Origin of the sequence: Naumannella cuiyingiana (assembly GCF_013408305.1) — a bacterium.
GTDB lineage: Bacteria > Actinomycetota > Actinomycetes > Propionibacteriales > Propionibacteriaceae > Naumannella > Naumannella cuiyingiana.
Map to the genome: position 1 here is coordinate 2182961 of NZ_JACBZS010000001.1, position 22387 is coordinate 2205347.

A 22387-nucleotide genomic window follows, 5' to 3' on the forward strand; every position below is an offset into this window, starting at 1 on the left:
AGGATATGCGCAGCAGCGGGGCGGTGCGAACCCGGACGCCGCCCCGATAGGTTCGGCCGCTCGGGCCCGTGCGTGTGTGAGGGAGGTTCGGTGGCGCTGGATGAGTTGCGTCGTCAGCTGTGGCACTTGCGACACGGCGGCCCGGGTCAGTGGCGGCGCTACCTGAGGCGCCGCCTGAGCGCCGGACCCGACTCGGTCCGATCCGGCACCGCCGGCATCGAGTACGCGGAGTGGCCCCTGCCCGAGCGTGCACCCGCGAGGGGTGTCCGGGTCGCGGTGATCGCCGACGACTTCACCCGGCTCGCCCTCGGATACGAGTGGGAGCAGGTCGAGATCACACCGGAGGACTGGCGCGAGCTGACCCTGGACGGAGACCGGCCGATCGTCGACCTGTTGTTCGTGGAGTCCGCCTGGCACGGCAACGGTGACGCCTGGCAGTACCACCTGACCGGCACGAGCGCGCCGCGGCCCGCCTTCGTCGAGCTCGTCCAGACGCTGCGCGGCGCGGGCGTACCGACCGTCTTCTGGAACAAGGAAGACCCCGTGCACTATGCGGACTTCCTGGCCAGCGCCCGGCTTTTCGATCATGTCTTCACCACCGACAGCAATCGGCTGGCGGACTACCGCCGCGATCTCGGTCACGACCGGGTCGGGGTCCTCCCGTTCGCGGTGCAGCCCGCGATCCACAACCCGATCCGGCCGAGGTCCGGGCACGCCAGCCGCGACATCGGCTTCGGCGGCATGTACTTCGCTCACAAGTACCCGGAGCGGCGCGAGCAGATGGACCTGCTGCTGGGCGCTGCCGATCGGGTCAGCCCACGGATGGCGCACGGGCTGGAGATCTTCTCCCGCTATCTCGGCGGCGACGAGCGCTATCAGTTCCCGTCACCCCTGGACGAGCGGGTCGTGGGCTCGCTCGACTATCGCCAGATGCTCAGCGCGTACCGGGCGTTCAAGGTCTTCCTCAACGTCAACTCGGTGGTCGATTCGCCGTCCATGTGCGCCCGGCGGGTGTTCGAGATCACCGCCTGCGGTACGCCTGTCGTCTCGACCCCGTCCCCGGCGATCGAGAACTTCTTCCCGCGTGACGAGGTCATCCAGGTCGATGATCAACAAGACGCCGAGTGGATGCTGCGGGCCCTGGTTCGCAGCCCCGAGCTGCGCGACCGGATGGTGCACGCCGCCCAGCGCCGGATCTGGTCCGAGCACACCTACGGACATCGTGTCGACGACGTGCTGACCGCCGCCGGGGTGGCGGCTCCGCGGGTCGCGCTCCCCCCGGTCTCGTTGTTGGTGTCGACCAACCGCCCGCACCAGTTGCGGCACGTGTTCGAGACGGTCGCCGGCCTCGTGGACGTGGAGGTCGAGTTGTGCCTGCTCACCCACGGTTTCGATCCCGCCGACGGCCTGGCCGGGCTGCGCGATGAGTTCGGAGTCGAGAACCTGCGGCACGTCGTCGGGCCCGCGGAGTGGCCGCTGGGGCGATGCCTGAACGAGCTCCGGGGAATCGCCGACGCCGAGGTCGTCGCCAAGATCGACGACGACGATGACTACGGGCCGCACTACCTGCGTGATCAACTTTTCGCGCTCGCGTACTCCGGGGCCGACGTCGTCGGGAAGCAGGCGCACTACGTCCACCTGGCCGGTCGGGAGCTGACCGCCCTGCGTTTCCCGGAGCGAGAGCACAAGTTCACCGATCTGGTGATGGGGCCGACGATCGTGACGACGCGATCGGTCCTCGCGGAGCACCCGTTCGCGGAGGTCGGGCGCGGCGAGGACACCGCGATGTTGCGGGCGGTCGGCGCCGCGGGCGGCCGGATCTACTCGGCCGATCGGTTCAATTTCGTGCTCGAGCGACGAATCGGCACCGTGCATCGGCACACCTGGGACGCCGCCGACGCCGAGATCCTCGCCAATGCCGACGTCGTCGCGGCGTCCTCGAAGGCCTGATCGCCAGACACCCTGTGCGAACCCGGTGCGGACGCCCTAGGTTGTCGGCATGGTGATCAGCGGTGACGCTCCTGACCGAGTCGACACACCCCCACGGCCGGGTGGCGAGCCGGCCAAGCCGTCGTGGGGCATTCCGGGGCGTTACGCCCGCGTCCTGCACCCGCGGAAGCTGGCCGAGCCGCCGCGCGAGCGCGAGGTGAGCGACCCGGGTGAGGCGGCGGCCGTGCGATCCGGGTGGCTCCTGGTCGACATGCACGAGCGGCTGAGCACCGGCGCGATCCGGTTGGCGCTCGGGCACGAGAACGAGCTGTGGTACCGCTACGCGGAGGAGAACCTGGTCGAGCTGAAGCACCCGTCCGGGATGTCGCTCAAGAGCCACGAGAGCAAGGCGAACAAGCTGCGCTACCGCCGCACGATGGACTTCGCGCGCGAGGGCGACCGGATCTTCGACGTCGGGTTCGGCCAAGGCTACCTGGCCGCGCAGTTGCTCCGCGGTGTGGGCGTCGCGAGTTACCACGGCATCGACCTCGTGGACACGTTCGTGGGGCGGTGCGGCCGGCTCTTCGCCGCGAACGGCCTCGAGGACGCCGACATCCAGTTGGAGATCGGCGACCTGTTCGACCTGACGCGCGAGCGGGTCGAGGCCGCGGGAGCGTCGCTGGTCATCTGTTGTGAGGTCCTTGAGCACGTGCCTGACCCCGAGCGCGCGCTGCGCGTGCTGGCCGATGCGCTGCCCGACGGCGCCGAGCTGGTGTTCTCGGTGCCGCTGCATGGCCGGATCGAGAACATCTGGGGACATCTGACGGTGTTCGATGTGGCCCGGCTGAAGAGCATGGTGGAACAGGCCGGCCTGTACGTGCACCACGTCGAGCCGCTGGCCAACGTCTGGTCGTTCGTCGTGGTCTCGCGCTCGCCGGAGCGGTCGGAGCGCGTCGCCGAGGCGGCGCGTCGGCCGGCGGTCAGCTCGGCGGTGCCACTGTCGCGGACCCGGGACTTCGTGCCCGTCCCGGCCGCCAGCTTCGAACTGGTGCCCGATGCGGTCGCCGTCAAGGACGAGTACTTCGTGGCCTGCAGCGTCTCGCCCTACGACAAGATCTCGTTCCCCGTCGAGGGGCTCGAGGCGCTGCGGTTGGCCTTCGAGTTCCGGGACTTCGACGCGGCCAAGCGCGTCGTCGTGACCGCCAAGGCGGGCGAGGAGGAGACCGGCCGATGGTGGTGGAAGGTGCCCGCGGGCCACGGGTCGTCGAGGAAGAAGCATGCCTTCTCGCTCCGCCCCGGCGAGCTCACCGCGACGTTCGTGTCCGAGGCCCACAAGAATCTGCTGAACTCAGATCGCGTGATCATCACCGTGGAGACCGACGAGGACGCCGAGGTCGCCTTCGACCTCCGGGCGGCGTACCTGCCGTGAGTGCGTTTCGCGCACCCGGTCGATGTGGGCGGAACTTCGGCGATCAGTCGGCCGACGGCGCGGAGCCCGCCGGGGACGACTGAGCCGGCGAACCGGCGAGCGCCTGCAGCACGTCCACCCGATCCTCGAGCGTCCGGACCCGGCGCTGCATCGACCGGAGCTTCTGGTCCCGATCGTCGTCGCTGCGTGCTGCGCTGAACCGGAGCAGCTCGTGCATCAGGGCCAGTCGATCGTCCGCCAGCGGTCCGGCCCCCCGGGGCCTGCGAGTCTCGGGACGATCGAGCCAGCCGACCGCGTCCGCCTTCAGTTCCTGTACGCGACCCTGCACTCGCGCGAAACCGTCCATCGCCGCGGGCAGCACCGCCAACACCTCCTCGCCCACGCTCTCGGCGATCCGGTCGCCGATGATCACCGCGCCTTCGGGGAAGCCGAGGCTGCGGTACAGGCCCGGCATCTTGGGGCCGTGGCTCGGGGTGTAGGTCCCGATGGCGGGCACACCCTCGGCGATCGCCAGGATGCAGGCGTGGAAGCGGGACGCGATGACCAGTTCCTGCTCTCCGAGGACGCGTCGAAAGCCGTGCAGGCTGCCCGGATCCGCGACCCGGATCTGGTCCGGGAACTGCTCCGCCAGATCGTCGTGCAGGTTCTGGGTGAGCCCGCGGTCGGCCATCGTCTGGACGATCAACGTGATCTGCGTGCCCCGCTCGGCCAGGCGCCGGGCGATGTCGCGGAACGCTCCGAACGCCTTGCTGTCGCGATGCCCGCTGGTGCGCATCCGGGCGCTGATCTGGGCGCTGCGCTGCTTGCCCGCCCGGAGGCCGAAGTTCTCCAGCCGCAGCACGAGCCCGACCCGGGCCGGAAACTCGTTGCCGGTCCGGGTCGGCTCGCCTTCCCCGGACGCGTCGCAGAAGAAGGCCGGGTCGAGCAACCGGGCCGGCTCGGCGCCGAACGAATCGACCAGGTAGTCGAAGGAGTTGTCCTCGCGGGTGGACAGCTGGGTCGCGGCGCGCAGGGTCTCGATGATCTGGGTGCCGAAAGCGGTGCGGAACGGTCCGACCGTCGCCGGCATCTGAACGGCGGCCAGGCCCGCCTCGGCCGCGGCGATCGCCGGCAGGACGCGCCAGATCAGATCGAGGGTGTTCGCCCCGTTCTCCGCCTCGAAGAGGTGCTCGCCGGAGTTGAGTGCGACGAGATCGACATCGTCGAAGCCGGCGTCGGAGAGGAACGCGCTGGGCTCGCGCAGGTAGCGCGCCAGCAGCGCCGCCTCGGCATCGGCGTCGTCGTCGGTGATGATCACCCGCACGCCCGCCGAACCGTCACGCAGCGAGTCGAACAACGCATCGGAGTACGCGTCGCGCAGCCGAAGCACGGCCACGCGATGCAGGTCGAGATCGTCGCTCGCCGCGCACATCGCCTGCACACCCTCGTTGATCGCGATATCGCCATAGTTCGACGCCGCGTGCCCGAACGCCAGGCCGACCTTGGTCATCTCGTCTCCTCCCCGCCGCGCATGAGCTCGCGGAGGTAACCCTCGAAGGATTGCGCGACCCGGTCCCAGGTGCGCTGTGTGCGGACCCAGTCGTGGGCGACATCGCCGACCCGGGCACGTAGCTCGCGATCGGTGAGCAGCCGGCGCAGGGCGGCGGTCAGCTCACTCGCCGAGCCCGCCGTGAAGGTGAGCCCGCGATCCTCGCCGACGATCTCCGCCAGCGCGGGGACATCGGAGACGACGACGGCCTTGCGCGCCAACATCGCCTCGAACGGCTTCATCGGCGAGACCGCCACCGTGGCGGGATTGCGCAGGCGGGGGAACGGTGCGATGTCGATCGCGGCGTACCAACCGGGAACCTCGTCGTGAGGCACGCGCCCGGGCAGCAAAACCCAGTCGCTCATTTCCAGCTCGTCGACGGCGGCGCGTACCGATCCCCACACCGAGCCGTCGCCGACCAGGATCGCCCGGAACTGGTGGCCCTCGTCGCGAAGCCGGCGCAGCACGGGAACGAGCATCTCCAGCCCCTCGTACTGCGGGAACGAGCCGACGTAACCGATCACCGGCACATCGGGCGGGAGTGCGAGCACCTGGTCCGGAATCTTGGCCGGGCGGTCGTCGTCGAACAGCTCGGCCGGCACCGCGTTGGGAAGCAGGGCGACCTTGGCCGGGTCCGCCCCGCGCTCGATGATCAAGGTGCGCATCGCATCGGTCAGCGTGACGACCTTGTCGGCATGCTGCGCGGCGAGGGTCTCGAGCCTGGTCGCCCGGGCGCGCTTGCCCTCCATGCGCGCGGTGCGTTCGCCTTCGTAGACCAGCTCCCACAGGCCCGACACCTCATAGATGGTCGGGATGCCCAACTGCTTGGCGGCAATCAGGCCGGGGATCGCGGTGAGGTACGTGGAACGCAGGTGCACCACCTGCGGGCGTTCGGCGAGCATGATCTCGCGGTAGTGGTTGATCGAGGCGACCATGTAGCCCTCCTCGCGGCCCGAGGAGCGCCGGAAGGCGTCGGAGTGGCGGTAGCGCACGTTGTCCACGTCGGACACGCCGTCCTCCGGCAGCGGGTGGTTGTGCCGGGCGAGATCGTAGGGATAGCCGGGCCGGGTGTGCGCGACAACGTCCCAGCCGCTGGCGCGCAACTGGCTGAGCAGCCCCTGGGCGCGCACGGCGTACCCGCCGTTCTGGTGTGGTTCCGAGGCGTGCAGGATCGTCAGTACGCGCCCCTCCACCGGCATCGGGCGCGGCTCGGCCGGCGTCTGCTCGGTGGCCGGTTCGCCGCTGCGCTCGAGGGAGCGGATCAACGACCGGCCCGCCCGGGCGGCGCCGACGAGTGCCTTGGCGCTGGTCGGAAGGCTGGCCGCGGCGCGCCCGACCCGTAGCGCGTTCTCGTAGTCGCCCATCGCGTAGTAGGCGGTGACCCTGCGGCCTTCGTAGTAGGTGGAGCCCGCCTTGCCCGCGGTCGCGTCGAGCGCACGGATGGACAAGGCGTAGTACCCGGCAGTCTGGAGCGCCACCGTCCAGCGCCACAGCGCGTCCGGAAGCCAGGTCGCGCGGTACCGGTAGCGCAGCGCGAACTCCAGTTCGGTCCAGAACGTGTCGCCGTACAGATGGGGCTCCACGGGAGCCAGCACGCCCGCCAGCCAACTCGACACCGCCATGTTCAGCGGCGCCAGCAGCTCGGTCAGCCGGGCGAACCGGAAGGCGAGTGCATATCGGACGACCTGGTCCTTGGTCAGCGGCCCGGACGGGAATGTCACGGGCAGCTCCGGCGCGCGACGGGGGATGTCGAGCAGTCGGAACTCATCGATGCCGTTCGCGTCGACCAGCAACTCCACCGGTGGGTGCCAGGCGCTGGCGGTCGTGGCATCCCCGGCCGATTCTCCGGCCTCGGCCGAGCGCACCCGGACGACCGCGGCGTTCACCAGAGCCGCGGCGAGCCGGATCGAGCCTTCGGCCACCGATCCGGGCGGATGGTCGTGGAACCAGACGAACGACAGGCCCGGATGATCCTCGCCGGCTTGTGCGACGAATGCCTGTACGACGGCCAGCGCGCCGGCACTCACGTCCGCCGCGCCGGCCAGCCCGGGGACGACCAGGGCGTCGGGCGGCGCCCACGCGGCGGACGGCTCGGCGGCGAACGCGCTCACCAGAACCGGCGGCGCGGTCGCCGGAACAGCCTCCAACGACTTGCGAAGTGCGCGCCGCTGCCAGTCCTTGGGTGCGTTCGCGACGTCGGCGCCGCTGGCGGCGATCTGGGCGAGCAGCGACAGTCCCTCGCGGTGGAACAGCGTGTGTGCGAACACCGCCTTGCTCGGGTCGGGGGAGTGCTCGAGCAGCCCGAGCAGGAATTGCCGGGCGACGAGTGTGTCCGCGTGCTCGCGGACCACCGCGCTGGCGCGGGTCCACAACTGATCGCCGTCGGAGGCCGACTCATGAGCATCCAGCAGTGCGGAGACGGTGCTCGTTGATCCGGGCGCGGGGGCCAGTTCACTGTGCATCGCTGTCTCCCTCCAACCGCCGCAGCTCGTCGTTGATCGCCCGGATCGTCTGCTCCTTGCCGAGCGGGCTGTGGCCGGCCGCCTTGTCCCAGTAATAGCGGAGCGTCAGCGGCGCGGTCAGGTGCGGGGCGATCCGGGTCAGGCTCGCCTGCAGCGCCCGGACGTCGCGGGTCATGTCGCTGCGGCTGGCCGCATTCACGAGATAGGTGATCTCGGGCACCCGCGCGAGCAGGGTGTACAGCGAGGTCGGCGAGACCCGGTCCGGGTACGCCGCGGCGAACTCGGCCTTGGACAGGCCGTCATAGACCGTGTCCAGAACCCTCGACACCTCCTTGGTGCCGACGTAGTTCGTCCACACGATCTGCGGGTTGTTCACCAGGACTCGGCTGCCCGGATCGAGTCCCGCCAGGATCAGGCTCTGGAATCCTCCGCCGCAGGACCCGTAGTAGAGCCGGCGCTCGGGACGCTCGACCCCGATGGCCGCCGCGTAGTTGCGGATGACCGAGCTGGCGGCGGTCAGGAAGAACTCTGCCGCGCTGCCCTGACCCCAGCCCAGACCGATGCGTGCTGCGCGGTTGACGGTGGAGTCGGAGAGGAACAGGCAATTGGCGTCGATCTGGTCGGCCCACGAGCTGCGCTGGAAGATCTCGTCGGGGTTCTTGGCTGTCGACAGCCGCACCGCGCCGTTGGCGAAGACGGCGAGGCGGTCCGAGCCGGGTCTCAGCACGAGCAGGGTACGTACCACCGTTCCCCCGATCCGGACATCCAGCCGACCATCGGCGACGGGGCGCGTGGAAAGCTCCCCGATGAACACCTGTGGCGGCGGAGGCACCTCCTCCTCATCCTCGTCCGGGGCGGATGGCATGGGCACCGCGGACGCCTCGTCACCGGGCGGTTGCTCGAACGGCAATCCCTCGTCGGCGACGACATCGTCGGGGAACACTTCGTCGTCGGGCAGGTCGTCGTCCTCCGGAGCCTGATCGACGGCGAGCGACTCGTCCTCGGCGAAGGCATCATCGTCCGGGCGGAGTGCGTCGGCAGACGTCGGGTCAGTCAAGGTCGGCTCCCTCGGTTTGCGTCACCGGTGCCTCTGCGAGCTCAGCGCGCAACTCGTCCAGGCGCGTGGCGATCGCGGGATCGTTCCAGCTCGACTTGCCGTACATGGCGAGAATCTGCTCCAACAGCGCAAATGCCTCGGCCCGCTCGTCATCGCGCACCTCGTTGAACTTCTGCAGGTACCAGCCCCGGGTGAACTGTTCGAGCCGCTTGTCGTTGTAGGCATCGAGAAGGCCGTTGTGCACCAGCCAATCCGCTCTCGCTGCTTCGAGCGGGAGGTACTTGCGGAAGAACTTGGCCCCGATCGCGTTCACCGTCGAGTTGGCAACGCCGGCGAAGTACACGTGCACAGGGTCGTCGAAGATCGAGATCCGCTGCGCGTAGTGGATCATCTGCTGGAAGAAGTAGGTGTCCTGCCCGACGCCGCCCACCGGTTGTTCGAGTCGCAGCGACTTCAGCCAAGCGGTGTCGGCGACGAGCGCCTGGATGCTCATCGGACGGAACTCGAGGGTTTCCAACACGCCCGGGGGGACGTGCCACACATTGGGCCAGTTCTCGTCGCGCTGCAGCACCTGCCTCAGGTAGACGACGTTGTTGATGATCTTGCGCGACGTGCTGAAGCGAAGCATGTTGCCGATGGCGAAGTTGGTGTCGTTCTCGCGGACCAGCTCCACCAGCCGCGCGTAGGCGTCGTTCATCGCCTCGTTGTCGGGGTCCAGGTAGGTCACATAGGGCGCGGAGGCCAGCTCGAGTCCCTGATTGCGTGGCCGCGACGCGCTCCCCGAGCCGCCGACGGGGTTGCGGTGGACGACGGCGTTCGGCAGCTCTCGCTCGAGGCGGTCCACCACGGCGACCGTCTGCGGGTCGGACGAACCGTCGTCGACGAGGATCACCTCCATCCGGTCGAAGATCGAGCTCCGTCGCAGCGAGGCCAGGCACTTGTACTCCAGGTGGCGCCCGTTGTTGTAGATCGGCACGACGACCGACAACAGCGGGCGCGCGGCGGCCGAACCCGTGCTGACGCGGACCGGTGTTGCCTGTTCGACCAAGCCGCGTTGCACGGTGTAGCCGGTGGCGGTTCGACCGCCCGCCAGCCAGGTGAGACTGGCGGCAGGTGCCTGCTCGACCGGCCCGAAGTTGTGTTCGACCGGGTTGGCGATCGGTCCGGCGAAGTCGATCGGGGCGCTGATCCGGTCCGCATTGACGTACTTGAACGCATTGGCGAGGTCCTGGACGAAGTACGGCGCATACCGCCAAGCGGGGTCCGGCTCGGTGATCGCGACGGCGCCGCCGGCGGCGGCCGCCGCCTCGTCGGGGAACGCGCGCAACTCGATCGTGGGATCCGTGGTGATCTGGCTGTCCAGGAATCCGGCCGTGACGGCGGGGTCACCGATCGCGCCGATCACCACGTCGCGCTGAGCCACGGTGAGGCCCACGGTCGCGCACAGAAAGGCCATCCGGTCGAAGTTGGTGTTGCCGCTGTAGGCATTCCTGATTCCCTGCATCTGCGTGGTCCGCAAGACGTCATCGGTCATCGTGTCGATGAGGTCTCGGGTGTCGGCGCGGGTGTCGGGCATGTACACATTCGGGAACAGGCTGTTGAGGCCCTTGTTGTAGGACGAGATCAGGCAGCCGCCCATGCCTTGAACCTCGATGGCACGATTGGCGAACATCGTGTCGCTCGCCGGCACCGAGTTGAGATTGATGCTGATCTCGGTCGCCTTCTGCAGGCGTAGCAGCACATCGTGCGCGATCGCTGGATTGATGTTACGCAGGAACTGCTCAGGAAAGGCATAGCGGAGGCGTCGTTCGCCAGAGTTTCGGTCGACGATGCAGAGATCGCGGACCGAGTCGTCGACGCCCATCAGGATGCGCATGCCGTGCGTTCGGCGCGTTGAGTACTTCCGGTTGTGCCAGCTTCCGGCGAAGAGAACCTCGGGTATACGTACTACCCTGCTGCCGACGGGGTTGTGATGCTTCGCAGAAACCGAGAAAGGGAGCACGCTCACCGACGCGAGGTTGGGGCAGTCTCGCTCGTATTTCGCCACGCACTCCGCGGCGGAGGTGAACGCAAAATCGCACAGGCGGGCGAGGTGCAAGAACTTTGTGTAGTTGGGCGGATCTTCTTTCGAGTAGTACGCCACAGGCTTGCCGTGGCGCCGAAACTCGGGAATGACGAGGTCGTTAAGGCGTCGCCAAGAATAGCTTCCCTTTGAGCCAAGCAGCAGCCATTCCTTGTCGATTCCACGCCACGTCGTGGTGACGAGCAGCAGGTCGCACCGCTCGGCCGCTTCCTGATAGTTCTCCGGAGTGATCCGGATCAGCCCTACCGAACCTTCGAAGCTGGCATAGAGAAAGTCATCACAGATGATACCGATGGTGTAGGAAAGCGGCTCGAACCAGCGCTGCCCGTTGGAATCGGGAAGTTCACCGAGTTGCGCTGCGTATTCGTCGAGCAGCGTGGGGCGGGAGGCCAGTTGGTCGTACCGCTCGAAGTACTGGCCGTGCGTCGCCGCACGAACCAGCCCGGCGCTGCCCGTGTCAATGGCGTCGCGAAAGTACCGTGAACTGTAGAACGACTCCGGATCCTTGAGAAGGTCGAGCTGATCCTCGAGAACTGTGATCCGTCGCCTGGCCTCGTTGGGCTTCAAGCCTTGCCGCCTCTCCGGAGCGATGTACGTAGTCGCCAGACCCTGCGCTGCAGCCGGCCCAGCTTGGATTTCTCCAAGGGGGTCGAGCGCGCTACCTGGCGCTCGAGTGCTTTGAGCCGTTTGCTCAGTCGCGAAATGTCATCGTGCTGCTTGGCGATCAAGGACAGCAACTCGATGCGGCTCGACTGCGCCTCGGACAGGCGGCGCGACAACAGTGAGCAGTTCACCATCAGCGCCCGTTCGATCTGCTTGACCGAACCGACCTGTTCGCCGTCGGGAGTCGCTGCCGTCGCCGTCGTGGACTCGTGCGGGTTCATCTGACTCCATGGTTGGGCTGAGAGCGGCGCGCGGAGAAGGCTTCCGACGGCGCTGAGCAGTAGCAGACTAGGCCAAGGGGGGCGGTTGTGCACTCTCGTGGCGGCCGTGAGGTCACGCCCGGTCACGGGCGACGACGTGGAGGCGATAGTCGATGCGGTTGGCGATCTCGTCGCCCACGAGTTGCCGGAACGAGGCGCTCCAGGTGGCTGCGCTCAGCGTGGTCTGCATGCTCCACTCGCCGGTGACCGGGTCGCACGTGGTTGACCGGTAGAGCTTCGGGTCGCGCTTTCCGGCGAGCCAGAACTCGATCCGGGATCCGGGCAGCCCCACGCCCTTGATCGTGATCTTTCCCGCGCGTACCGATGTCCGTGGGCGCGGGGACAGCAGGTAGAAGAACGGGCGCTGGTCATCGAACAGGTGACTGTTGATGTCGACGAGCTTCTTCTTCACCTCGGTCGCGCGATCCTTGAGGTCGCTCAGCTCGAGCTGCTGCGGTTGGGTCCGGCGCCAGGTCAGGCCCAGCGTGGGTGGGACACTCCGGCTCATCTCGATCGCTGCGTGGAATGCATCGGCATCGATTCCGAACGATGTCAGGAGTTCAGCAGTCAACGGGCCGTAGTCGGGTGACGCGCGGAGCCGCTCAGATCGATGCTCGTATGGTCCGTCGCCCTGCCCGTGGTAGAGGTACAGCCAAAGTGCGCGGTCGGACTCGATTGTCGTGGCGCGGCCCCCTGCGGCCTGAGCCCGGGCGAGCCATGTGGTGTGCGCCACGCGCATGACGCTGGACACCTGCCCGGCGTTCCCGTAGAAGGTCGTGTTGAACGGAAACGTGGTCAGACCGATCGTCCCGGCGACGTTCTTCGGAGCGTCGATGGCTGTACCGGTCGATGTCGTCACCACCTGCACGTGCTTGAATGCCTGGTCAATCTCGGCCAGGTGTCGATCATGGAGTTCGGGGCAGGTGGCATCATCGTCGTCCAGAATCTGGACCAATCCTCGGCGCGACGGGCCGAAGTAGCTTCGCACACCGTCGCGCATGGCAGAACCCAGGTACGCATTGCTGGTCACGAACTGAAAATTGGTATGTTCGGCGAGGCCGTGGCGTTCGACGATCTTGACGATCTTGTCGAAAATTGGGTTGGCGAGGTCGCCGTCCAACAGGATGGTCCACCTGAATCGGCGACCGATAAAACGCGAAACGCTTGCGGCTGTGATGGCATCGAAAAGCGCGAGTCTTGCCTTCCACCAGAGGGGGTCGAATACGCCGATTCCCATCTTCGTGAGAATCAACGTTCGCAGCGGGTCCGACGCCATGCAGTCTCCTACGGCCGTGCGTATGTCTGCTGCCATTTCTATCATGTTCGCCGGGTGCGACGCGTGATCTGCGGCTGGCTATCAGTCCACGACATCGAATCGGATCAGCGTTGCAGTGCCGCCGGAAAGGCGGGTCGGGCTGTCCCTTGTCGGACCGAGCAGCGTGAGCCGGGCGGTGTCGCGAGCGGCGAGGCCGCCGCTGTCCAGCCGCGAGATCTGGCTGACCTTCAGATCCTTGTCGCCGCGCCACCTGACGGCGTACCTCGCCGAAGATTCGTCCATCGCGATGACAACGACGTCAACCCCGCTGCGTGACCGCGTCGCATAGGCGCGAACTCGCTCGCTCCCGGACACCCGGACGGGCACAAGCTCGCCGGCCCGGACCTGGCCCGCGAACAGCAGCGCCAGGTAGTTCGAGCGGCCGACGACCCGGGGATCGTTGTCGACGGATCCGTCGGCACCGCAGACGACGCTCATCGGCGGCCCCCCGCGGCAACTGGCGAGGCTCGAGTGAAGGTTGAGGCGGTCGGCACCGAGACCCGCGGCCTGCAGCGCGATCTCGACGGTCCACAGCGCCTGAGCGCCGGTGCGGGAGGTCTCGCCGGTGCCCGGGCACGAGGTGGGGCCGATCTCCTCGATCCAGAACGGCAGATCGTTGTCCCGGGCGATCTCGGCACCGACACCGAGGGTCGAGGACGTCCGATCGGGCAGGTCCGGCGACGCGAGATTGTCCACCGATGGGGCGGCATCCGCGTCGGTGTCGCCCTTCCGCCCCGGGCACGACCACAGCGGATACCAGTGCTGGGTGAGCGCCCGGGTGTTCGTCAGCTCCGCATCGGCGAAGGCGCGCAGCCAGCGCGCGTCGTAGGCGCCGGGCCCGGCCAGGGGAAGGTCGGGCACCTGGTTGTGGATCGCCTGCTCGTACTTCCGTGCCTCGTCCACCCACTTCTCGGGGGACCAACCCCTGCCCCGGATGCGGTACTGGGGCTGCGACTCGAGCCGGAAGCCGTTCGGCTCGTTGCCGATCGCAACGGCGACCAGTCGCTCACCCAGCGCGCGCCGGGCGTACTTCGCCATGTCGGCCGCCCGATCGGGATCGAAATGCCCGAGCGGCAGCGCCATGGTGACGGTCGCGTCGGTGGCGTCCGCGAACCGCCCGAGCCGTGCCATGTCGTCCGGACCGATGGTGACCTCGGCCCATTCGGGAGCGGGCTCGCCTCGAGAGGTCCACCACACCCTTCGATCGACCGAGTTCCCGCCGAAGCGCAGCGACGGCTTCCGCAACGCCTTGACCAGCGTCTCCAGGCTCGACGAGCCCGGCTCCCAACGTGGATCGGCAAGATCGCTGGCCTCGAACGACAGGCCGACGCTCGTCCGACGGAAGGTGCCCGGCGGATCGTCGCCCGCGCCGAGCTCGATCGTGATGGTCTTCGCCCCGGCCGGTTCACCGCTCGACGTGTCGACAGGAGTGCCGGCCGGCCGAAGCCCGGGCGCGAAGTCCTCGAGCTCGGCCCACGGATCGGGCGACGGGGTTGCCGACGGCTCAGCGGGAGTCGGTGGGACGGTAGCGGGTGGGGTCGGGGTCAGGGCGGAGCAGCCGCCGAACAGGCTCGCCGCAATCGCGGCCGCGGCGAGCCGGTGCACCACCCACCGTCTCCCGGCGACGGTCATGGCGTACCGCGTGGCCGGGTTCTCAGCGCCAGACGCCGCGTGTGTCGATCACCGGCTTGTCGCCAAGCTTCGCGCGGTCGACCGCCTTGAACTCGGAGTGATCAACGAGCATGGCGATCGCCGACGCGCGGTCCAGCGCCGAGTCGAGATCGGTGAGCTCGACATTGTCCAGATCGCGCAGCGCGGCCGGCATTTCGTGCACATTGGGCTCCACGGCGAGGATCGTCGCGTGTGGCAGCTTCTCGGCCAGGCGGCGGGTGATGTCCAGGGCGGGCGACTCGCGCAGGTCGTCGATGTCGGGCTTGAAAGCCAGGCCGAGCGCCGCAACCACCGGCTTGCTCTCACCGTCGGCCGCAGCGACCACCTTGTCGATCACGATGTCGGGCTTGGAGTCGTTGACCAGGCGCGCCTGCTTGATCAACTTCGACTCGTCCGGCGCCGAGGACACGATGAACCACGGGTCGACGGCGATGCAATGGCCGCCGACGCCGGGCCCCGGCTGGAGGATGTTCACCCGCGGATGCAGATTGGCCAGCTCGATCAGCTCCCAGACGTCGATGCCGAGCCGGTCGCAGATGATCGACAACTCGTTGGCGAACGCGATGTTCACGTCGCGGAAGGAGTTCTCGGTGAGCTTGGCCATCTCCGCGGTGCGCGCATCGGTCAGCGGCATCTGCCCCTCGCAGAACGAGGCGTACAGGTCGCGGGCCAGCTCGGCCGCCTTCGGCGTGACCCCACCGATCACCCGGTCGTTGGTGGTCAGCTCGACCATGATCCGGCCGGGCAGCACCCGCTCCGGGCAGTGCGCGAAGTGCACGATCGGCCGGTCCTGCGAGCCGTCCGCCGACAGGTCGGGCCGCTCGGCAAGGATCACGTCGGCCATCCGCTCGGTCGTTCCCGGGGCGGTCGTGGACTCCAGGATCACCAGGGCGTCGGGCCCCAACTTCGGCGCCAGCGACTTCGACGCGGCGTCGATGTAGCGCATGTCGACCTGGTGGGCATCGTCATGCGGCGTCGGCACCGCCACGATGTAGGCATCAGCCTCCGGAATGTCTGCCTGGGCGGTCAGGTTTCCCGACGACACGGCCTCCGACAGCAGCGTCTCCAGGCCGGGCTCGACGAATGGCAGCTCGCCGCGGTTCACCGCGTCCATCCGTTCGGTGTCGAGGTCGACCCCGATCACCCGATGGCCCTTGCTGGCCAGAATTGCGGCGGTCGGGAGGCCGATGTAGCCCAGGCCGATGACTGCGACGGTCTGCTTGTTCACTTCGCTCCTGCGGGGATTGCGGTCAGGCTTGCGAGATCGGTCGGAGACAGCGCTTCGGCGACCTCTTCGTCAACGGGTGCGGCTGCGGTGCCGGTCTCGTCCGTCCCGAAGTCCGGGAGGCGATCGCCGAGCCCGAACAGATGCTCGATGGCCGCGACGGTACGGTCGGCCGCCCGGCCGTCGCCGTAGGGGTTCACTGCATTCGCGATCGCGTCGTACCACCGCTGATCATGGATCAGCCGCGACACCTCGTCGACGATGCGCTGCTCGTCGGTGCCGATCAGTTGCACGGTGCCGGCGACCACGGCCTCGGGGCGTTCGGTGTTCTCCCGCATCACCAGCACCGGCTTGCCCAGCGACGGCGCCTCCTCCTGCACGCCGCCGGAGTCGGTCAGCACGATCCGGCACGCGGACAGCAGATGGGTGAACTGGTCGTAGGGCAGCGGCTCGGAGATGATCACATTCGCGACATCGGTCACCTGCGGCAGGACGGCCTCGCGTACCAAGGGATTGCGGTGGGCCGGCAGCACGATCATCCACTCCGGATTCTCCAGCGCGATCCGGCGCAGCGCCCGGCCGACGCCCTCCATCGCGCTGCCCCAGTTCTCACGGCGGTGCGTCGTGACGAGCACGATGGGCCGGCCCTGGGCGACCGCGTCCGCGATCCGCTCGTCCTCGAACGGGGCCTCCGCCCGCACGGCCTGCAACAAGGCATCGATCACGGTATTGCCGGTCACCGCGATGGTCGCCTCGCTCGTGCCCTCGCGGAGCAGGTTCATCCGAGCCGTCGACGTGGCCGCCAGATGCAGGCTGGCCAACTGGCTGACCAGTCGGCGGTTGGCCTCCTCCGGGAACGGGGAGAACAGGTCACCGCTGCGCAGGCCGGCCTCGAGGTGGATCACCTTGATGTCCTGGTGGAAGGCGGCCTGGGCGGCGGCCACCACCGTCGAGGTGTCGCCCTGCACGAGCACGGCGTCCGGGCGGTCGTCGGCGAGCACGCGGTCGAGCCGGGTGAACATCTTGCCCATCAGCTCGTTCAGCGACTGGCCCTGGGCGAAGACGTCGAGATCGTGGTCGGGCGTGATGCCGAAGAAGTCATTCACCTGGTCGAGCATCTCGCGATGCTGGCCGGTCACCAGGGTGACGGAATCGAGCTTGCCCGAGCCCTCCAGGGCACGGATCACGGGCGCCACCTTGATGGCCTCGGGACGCGTACCGTAGATCGTCATGATTCGAGCGGTCATCGGAATCTCCTCGCTGTCGCGCATGGAGCATGGGCGGCTTTGATGACCACACGGTTAACAACCCGTCGTGCAGACGCGAGCAACCATCACCGAAGCCGGCCGAGAACCCGATCCCCCTATTTCCAACCCTCGTCCCTTACCCCGCGCGCAGGCTAACCAGCGCCGGGCCCGATAGTCCACCCGTGTGACGGGTGGGGCTCGAGTGAAGGTTGAGCCTTCCGAGGTTGCGTGATGCCTGCCCCTGTGCTCGGCGAGCGGTCACCCCGGGCGTCACCCTTCGGGATACTTGGAGACATATTCGTCGACCTTGTCATCGCGCAGCGCCTGCGCGAGTTCGGCCATCTTCTCCTCGTCCGGCAACGCGATGCTGGCATTGGTACGCGGGTCCCGGCCGAAGCCGGTGATCGGCGCCTCCAGCGAGACCATCGAGTTGTTCTGTCCCGCCAGGTCGCGGTAGTCCATGGCCTGTTGGGTGATCTGGTCGGAGGTGAAGCCCTGGTCGACCGTGACGTACTGCGAGACCGTGTCCACCACCAGCGCGAACCGCCCGGGATTGATCAACGTCTCGGGGCTCATCGTCTTCTTCATGATCCCCTGCAACACCGCCCGGTGGTTGGCATCGCGGCTGATCGCCCCGTCCGGCAGCTTCTTCCGCTCCCGGGCAAAGACCAGGGCGCAGTCGCCCTGCACGGTGATCTTCCCCTCCGGGAAGTCGCAGTTGACGCCCCCGACACTGCGCTGGAAGGCATTCGCGTTCTGCACCTCGATGCCGCCGAGTGCGGTGGTCAGGTCCTTGAAGGACTGGAAGTCGATGCTGGCGGCGTGATCGATTCGGAGGTCGAACAGCTTCTCGACGCTCTGCACGCTGAGCCCCATACCGCCATAGGCGTAGGCGTGGGTGATCTTCTCCTTGCCGCGCCCCGGGATCTCGGCGTACAGATCGCGGGGGATGGAGATCAGGTAGATCTTGGACCGGTCGGCCGGGATGTGGGCGATCAGCAGCGCGTCGCTGCGGCCCGGGTCGTCCGGCGACACCGATCCCTTGTCGGTTCCGATCAGCACATAGTTGCGCGCGACCGAGCCGTCCGGGTTCGGCGAGGTCGCCGGCGGGCGGTTGGGGTAGTTCGGGATGTCCTCGCGGGCGAAGTTGTTGGTCGCGCCGCGCAGCGTTGCCGCGTAGTACGCCGCGACCGCGCCGACCGCGAGCACCAGCACACCGGCGATCACCAGCAGGATCAGCAGCGGACGGCCTCGCCGGCGCCGCTCCCCACCGCCTTCGGCGTCCGCCGCGGCACGTCGCGGCTCCTCCTCGCGGTCGTCCATCAGGGACAGCCCCTCGTTGTCACTCATCGTCTCGCCCCTGGTGTGTGGTCCCTGTCGGTCGTCTGGGTACGCCAACCCCCGATGGCGCCGCGACGATGCTACGTGAGCGGGGTGCGGTGGCACACTCGCCGCGTGGCAAAACGTCCCGAAGTCGTACCCGACATCCTCGACTGGTACGCCGAGAGTGCGCGGGACCTGCCATGGCGCGCCGCCGATCGGACCCCGTGGGGCGTCCTCGTCTCGGAGTTCATGCTGCAGCAGACGCCGGTCTCGCGGGTGCTCCGCCCGTGGTCGGCCTGGCTGGAGCGCTGGCCGGCGCCCGCGGCGCTGGCGGCCGAGCCAGCCGGCGAGGCGATCCGCGCATGGGGCCGGCTCGGTTACCCGCGCCGGGCGCTGCGGCTGCACGCCGCGGCCGTGGCGATCACCGAGCGGCACGGCGGCGAGGTGCCCGATGATCACGAGGCGCTGCTCGCGCTGCCCGGGGTCGGCGCCTACACGGCGGCCGCCGTGGCGAGCTTCGCCTTCGGCCGTCGGCACGTGGTGCTGGACACCAATGTCCGCCGGGTCCTGGGCCGGGTGATCGGCGCGACGGCGTACCCGCCGAATCACCAGACCGCCACCGAGCGCGACCTGGCCGAGCAGCTCGTGCCTGCCGATCCGGCGCGCGCAGCGCGCTGGGCCGCTGCCTCGATGGAGCTGGGTGCGATCGTCTGCACGGCCCGGAACCCGGCGTGCGGCCGCTGCCCGGTGGCCGACCGCTGTGCCTGGCTGGCCGCCGGCCGGCCCGACAACGCCCCGCCGCGGCGGGGGCAGTCCTACGCCGGGACGGACCGCCAGTGCCGCGGTGCGCTGCTCGCCGTGCTCCGCGATGCCGATGAGCCCGTCGTCGGCGAACGGCTCGATCTCGCCTGGCCGGCAGCGGTCCAGCGCGAGCGCGCGCTGGCGGGCCTGCTGGCCGACGGTCTGGTGGTCCGGGTCGGCGAGCGGTACGCCCTGCCGTGATCAGGCCCGGCCCGATCAACCCTTGTCGGCGCCGGCGGTGAGTCCTTCGGTGAGCGCGCGCTCGGCGATGCCGTAGAGGATCACGATGGGCACCGTCAACAGCACGCTGCCGGCCATCAGCACGGTCCGCGAGACCTCCTGGCCGTCGGCCAGCCGGGTCAGCCCGAGCGAGACGGTCCACAGGTCCTGGTGGGCCGACAGGAACAGCAGCGCGAACAAGAACTCGTTCCACGCGATCATGAACGAGTACAGCGCGGTCGACATGATCGTCGGCATCGCCAGCGGCACGATGATCCGGGTGATCAACTGCCAACGGCTGACCCCGTCCATCAGCGCGGCCTCGTCGATCGACTTCGGGATGCCGGACAGATAGGCGCGCAACATGTGCACCGAGACCGGAACGGTCAGGGCGATGTAGGCGATCATCAGTCCGAACAGGCTGGAGCCCAGTCCGATCAACTGGAAGCCGACGAAGATCGGCACGGCGATGATGATCGTCGGGAAGAAGTAAACGGCCAGGAACAGCGCCGAGACCTGCCGGCGACCGAAGAAGTCCAGCCGGGACACCGCATAGGACGCCGGTATCGCGAACACCATGGTCAGCACGGTCGCGCCGATCGCCACGACCGCCGAGTTGCGCATGAACAGGCCGAAGCCGTAGCCGTCCTCGGACTCCGGCGCCAGCACCTGTTGATAGGTCTCGGTGGTCAACTGTGCGAGGTCGGGGAAGATCCGCAGCGGATTGCGCTGCAGCTCCTCGATCTGCACGAAGCTCAGCACGAGCATGTAGTAGAAGGGGAACACTGCCGCCAGCACCAGGAAAACGATCACCAGCCAGCGCGCCACCCGCAGGGCACGCTCCTGGAAGCGCACGCTGCTCATGGCTGCCTCTCGTTCCGGCGCGAGGCCCGCAGGAAGATCACCAGGCCGACCGCGAGGAAGACCGCCAGCACTACGGCATTCGCGCTGGCCGCGCCGATGTCGCTCGATCCGACGAGCTGGTCATAGACGCGCACGGCGGCGACCTGGGTCCCGGCCGCGCCGCCGGTCAGCAGATAGATGTCGTCGAACTTGTTGAAGGTCATCACGAGCCGCAGCAGGCTCAGGATCGCGATCGTCGGAAGCAGCGCCCGCAAGATCACGTACCAGAACGTCTGAACCGGGGTCGCGCCGTCGACCGCGGCCGCCTCTTCCAGCTCGCGGTTCAGGCCGGTCAGGGCGGCCGCGAGGAACATGAACGCGAACGGGAAGTAGCGCCAGATCTCGAAGGCGATCACCGTGAGCAGGGCGAGCGGTCGCGTACCGAGGAAGTTGATCGGATACTCCCAGCCCAGCAGGCGGGTGCCCACGGCATTCACGATCCCGAACTGGGGGTGCAACATCACCTGCCAGACGAAGGCCGCGGCGACGACGGGCGCGACATAGGGCAGCAGCATCAGCGCGCGCAGCGGGCCGCGGCCACGAAACCGCGACCGGAACGCGAGTGCGGCGATCAGGCCGAGGACGATCGAGCCGGCGGTGGTGGCGATCGTGTAGACCACGGTGGTGCCGAGGGACACCCAGAACCCGCGCGAGGTGAACACCGCGATGTAGTTGCCCAGCGTGAACCGGTTGAAGATCCCGTTGCGGGCGACATCGGCGTAGCGGGCCTCCTGGAACGACAGCACCACCGTCCAGGCGATCGGCACGATGATGATCGCGGTGATGATCAACACGATCGGCGCAACCATGGTCAGCCCGTCCCGGCGCTCCTGCCGGGCCATCGCCTTCCGGCTGGGTACGCCTGGCTGAGCCGCCGCCACGCTCGCCATCTCAGCGCTCCGCCATCTCGACCACGGATTCCTGCATCTGTTGCTGCGCCTCGGCGGGACCGATCGCACCGCTGGTCATGTCGGCGATCACCCGGCTGATCGGCAGTTCGGCGCTGAGCGGACCGAGCACATCGCCGCGGCCCTGGGCGAGCGCCCACCGGTCGAGCTCGGACGATCCGGTGACGAGCTGATCGATCACCTCGGGCGGGTAGACCTCGCGCAGCGGCAGCTCGGTGTCCACGCCGGCCGGCAGGTCGGCCCAGGCGTCGAGATAGCGGCGCGGATCGTCGGGCTCGCCGAGGCGTACCGGCACCTTGCCCTCCGGCGCCATGTCCAGCCAACCGGCATAACCGTCGGTCAGCATGAACCGGACCAGCTCCTCGGCATCGGCCGACGAGGCCTGGCTGGTGATCGCCCACGATGTCACCTCGCCGTAGGGTGCCGCGTCCCCGGCGGCATCGGGCCCGCTGACCAGCGGCACGATTCCGGTATTGCGGGCGAGCCAGGTCCGTTCCTCGCACTCCGGGCAGCTCGGCATCGCATCGTCGCGGAGGCCCGCGAGCTCGTCGAGCAGGAACGACGACCACAAGATCATCCCCGACTGTCCGGCGAAATAGCTGGCCCGGGTGCTGTCGACGCTCTGCGTGCCGGGTGGGGAGAAGTCCCTGCCGAGCTGGTCGTAGAGCTCGATCGTCGCGGCACACTGAGGGCTGTCCAGGGTGACCGCCCCGGCGTCGTCGACGAGCTGGCAGTCGTTGCCGAGCGCCAGCATCTCGAAGGTCTGCTGGGTGAAAGCATCCGAGGCGTCGGTGGCGATCGAGATCCCGAACCGGCCGCCGCCGGTCAGCCGCTCGGCCGCCGTGCGGACCTTCGCGTAGTCCGTCGGGGCGACCAGGCCGGCCTCGCGGAACAGGTCGGTGCGGTAGGCCAGCAGCATCGGGTACCCGTCGCTGGGGACGACGATCTGCTCCTGGCCGCGCCGGGTCAGCGCCAGCGAGGAATCGGTCCAGGTCTTCGGCCCGAGCGAGTCGATCACCCGCGTGCTGGCCGCGGTGTCCAGGAACTCGTCCTCGGCGAAGGACCAGGCCAGACCGAGCGGCAGCGCGGTGATCACGTCCGGCATCTCTCCGGCCAGCGCGGCGGAGGCCAGCAACTGGCCGACCTGGGCGTCCTCGACCGGCACGAGATCGACGCTGATGCCGGTCCGTTCGGTGAACCGCGCAAAGACCCGCTCGGTCGCCTCGATCCGGTCGGGCTGGACCTCCATCGACCAGACCAGCAGCGTGTTGTCGTCCGGATTTCGCGCCCCGCGGGTGCCGCAGGCGGTCGCAACGAGGGCACAGACCAGCGCGATCGCGGCCACCCGCATCATCCGCATGTCG

At 68.4% G+C, this 22387-nt stretch carries 16 protein-coding genes; 3 read left to right on the top strand and 13 right to left on the bottom strand.

The features are described 5' to 3' along the window. Nucleotides 1-90: 90 nt before the first annotated feature. The gene (locus GGQ54_RS10110) at nt 91-1950 is read left to right on the top strand and encodes a glycosyltransferase family protein (protein WP_179445269.1); all 1860 of its coding nucleotides are present in this window, start codon (nt 91-93) and stop codon (nt 1948-1950) included. A gap of 49 nt (nt 1951-1999) precedes the next feature. Continuing rightward, complete coding sequence (locus GGQ54_RS10115) at nt 2000-3358, top strand: class I SAM-dependent methyltransferase (RefSeq protein ID WP_179445270.1); 1359 nt, start codon at nt 2000-2002, stop codon at nt 3356-3358. Nucleotides 3359-3401: 43 nt separating this feature from the next. On the opposite strand, the gene GGQ54_RS10120 is transcribed toward GGQ54_RS10115, so the two are convergent. The 10 genes from GGQ54_RS10120 to GGQ54_RS10165 form a co-directional block, all read right to left on the bottom strand. Next, the gene (locus GGQ54_RS10120; protein WP_179445271.1) at nt 3402-4847 is read right to left on the bottom strand and encodes a polysaccharide pyruvyl transferase family protein; all 1446 of its coding nucleotides are present in this window, start codon (nt 4845-4847) and stop codon (nt 3402-3404) included. Beyond that, complete coding sequence (locus GGQ54_RS10125; protein ID WP_179445272.1) at nt 4844-7348, bottom strand: glycosyltransferase family 4 protein; 2505 nt, start codon at nt 7346-7348, stop codon at nt 4844-4846. The genes GGQ54_RS10120 and GGQ54_RS10125 overlap by 4 nt, the downstream gene beginning before the upstream one ends. Continuing rightward, complete coding sequence (locus tag GGQ54_RS10130; protein WP_179445273.1) at nt 7338-8405, bottom strand: hypothetical protein; 1068 nt, start codon at nt 8403-8405, stop codon at nt 7338-7340. The genes GGQ54_RS10125 and GGQ54_RS10130 overlap by 11 nt, the downstream gene beginning before the upstream one ends. After that, complete coding sequence (locus GGQ54_RS10135) at nt 8398-11055, bottom strand: glycosyltransferase (RefSeq protein WP_179445274.1); 2658 nt, start codon at nt 11053-11055, stop codon at nt 8398-8400. The genes GGQ54_RS10130 and GGQ54_RS10135 overlap by 8 nt, the downstream gene beginning before the upstream one ends. Next, nucleotides 11052-11372, bottom strand: coding sequence for a hypothetical protein (locus GGQ54_RS10140; RefSeq protein WP_179445275.1), 321 nt, complete (start codon nt 11370-11372; stop codon nt 11052-11054). The genes GGQ54_RS10135 and GGQ54_RS10140 overlap by 4 nt, the downstream gene beginning before the upstream one ends. A 112-nt stretch (nt 11373-11484) precedes the next feature. Next, entirely contained in the window at nt 11485-12687 is a 1203-nt protein-coding gene (locus GGQ54_RS10145) for a glycosyltransferase (RefSeq protein ID WP_179445276.1), read from the bottom strand. An 81-nt stretch (nt 12688-12768) separates the two neighbouring features. Next, on the bottom strand, nt 12769-14358 hold the full coding sequence (locus tag GGQ54_RS10150; protein WP_179445277.1) for a hypothetical protein: 1590 nt from the start codon (nt 14356-14358) through the stop codon (nt 12769-12771). Nucleotides 14359-14380: 22 nt separating this feature from the next. After that, nucleotides 14381-15625 carry a UDP-N-acetyl-D-mannosamine dehydrogenase gene (wecC, locus tag GGQ54_RS10155; RefSeq protein WP_179445278.1) on the bottom strand — a complete coding sequence of 415 codons (1245 nt, stop codon included), beginning with the start codon at nt 15623-15625 and terminating at the stop codon, nt 14381-14383. Beyond that, nucleotides 15622-16869 (bottom strand): non-hydrolyzing UDP-N-acetylglucosamine 2-epimerase, encoded by a 1248-nt coding sequence (gene wecB / locus GGQ54_RS10160; protein ID WP_218843814.1) that lies wholly within the window; start codon nt 16867-16869, stop codon nt 15622-15624. Before wecB ends, wecC begins: the two co-directional genes overlap by 4 nt. Nucleotides 16870-17139: 270 nt before the next feature. Continuing rightward, complete coding sequence (locus GGQ54_RS10165; RefSeq protein WP_179445279.1) at nt 17140-18219, bottom strand: LCP family protein; 1080 nt, start codon at nt 18217-18219, stop codon at nt 17140-17142. 105 nt (nt 18220-18324) lie between these two features. Here GGQ54_RS10165 and GGQ54_RS10170 point away from each other — a divergent pair, with 105 nt between their 5' ends. After that, nucleotides 18325-19194: an HhH-GPD family protein gene (locus GGQ54_RS10170; protein WP_343045925.1), complete on the top strand. Its 870-nt coding sequence runs from the start codon at nt 18325-18327 to the stop codon at nt 19192-19194. Between the two features lie 15 nt (nt 19195-19209). Here the strand turns inward: GGQ54_RS10170 and GGQ54_RS10175 are convergent, their stop codons facing one another. From GGQ54_RS10175 to GGQ54_RS10185, 3 genes are read right to left on the bottom strand one after another with little or no spacing between them, the layout of a single operon-like run. Then, a complete protein-coding gene (locus tag GGQ54_RS10175; RefSeq protein ID WP_179445281.1) occupies nt 19210-20076 on the bottom strand; it encodes a carbohydrate ABC transporter permease in 867 nt (288 codons plus the stop codon). Then, on the bottom strand, nt 20073-21005 hold the full coding sequence (locus GGQ54_RS10180) for a carbohydrate ABC transporter permease (RefSeq protein ID WP_179445282.1): 933 nt from the start codon (nt 21003-21005) through the stop codon (nt 20073-20075). Before GGQ54_RS10180 ends, GGQ54_RS10175 begins: the two co-directional genes overlap by 4 nt. A 1-nt stretch (nt 21006) precedes the next feature. Then, nucleotides 21007-22383 carry an ABC transporter substrate-binding protein gene (locus GGQ54_RS10185; RefSeq protein ID WP_218843815.1) on the bottom strand — a complete coding sequence of 459 codons (1377 nt, stop codon included), beginning with the start codon at nt 22381-22383 and terminating at the stop codon, nt 21007-21009. Nucleotides 22384-22387 lie beyond the last annotated feature (4 nt).

Excerpts from the sequence above, each read along its gene's own strand:
- GGQ54_RS10115 (WP_179445270.1), top strand. The coding sequence starts at position 2,000 with ATGGTGATCAGCGGTGACGCTCCTGACCGAGTCGACACACCCCCACGG.
- GGQ54_RS10120 (WP_179445271.1), bottom strand. The coding sequence starts at position 4,847 with ATGACCAAGGTCGGCCTGGCGTTCGGGCACGCGGCGTCGAACTATGGC.
- GGQ54_RS10125 (WP_179445272.1), bottom strand. The coding sequence starts at position 7,348 with ATGCACAGTGAACTGGCCCCCGCGCCCGGATCAACGAGCACCGTCTCC.
- GGQ54_RS10140 (WP_179445275.1), bottom strand. The coding sequence starts at position 11,372 with ATGAACCCGCACGAGTCCACGACGGCGACGGCAGCGACTCCCGACGGC.
- GGQ54_RS10145 (WP_179445276.1), bottom strand. The coding sequence starts at position 12,687 with ATGGCGTCGGACCCGCTGCGAACGTTGATTCTCACGAAGATGGGAATC.
- GGQ54_RS10150 (WP_179445277.1), bottom strand. The coding sequence starts at position 14,358 with ATGACCGTCGCCGGGAGACGGTGGGTGGTGCACCGGCTCGCCGCGGCC.
- wecB (WP_218843814.1), bottom strand. The coding sequence starts at position 16,869 with ATGACCGCTCGAATCATGACGATCTACGGTACGCGTCCCGAGGCCATC.
- GGQ54_RS10165 (WP_179445279.1), bottom strand. The coding sequence starts at position 18,219 with ATGAGTGACAACGAGGGGCTGTCCCTGATGGACGACCGCGAGGAGGAG.
- GGQ54_RS10175 (WP_179445281.1), bottom strand. The coding sequence starts at position 20,076 with ATGAGCAGCGTGCGCTTCCAGGAGCGTGCCCTGCGGGTGGCGCGCTGG.
- GGQ54_RS10180 (WP_179445282.1), bottom strand. The coding sequence starts at position 21,005 with ATGGCGAGCGTGGCGGCGGCTCAGCCAGGCGTACCCAGCCGGAAGGCG.
- GGQ54_RS10185 (WP_218843815.1), bottom strand. The coding sequence starts at position 22,383 with ATGCGGATGATGCGGGTGGCCGCGATCGCGCTGGTCTGTGCCCTCGTT.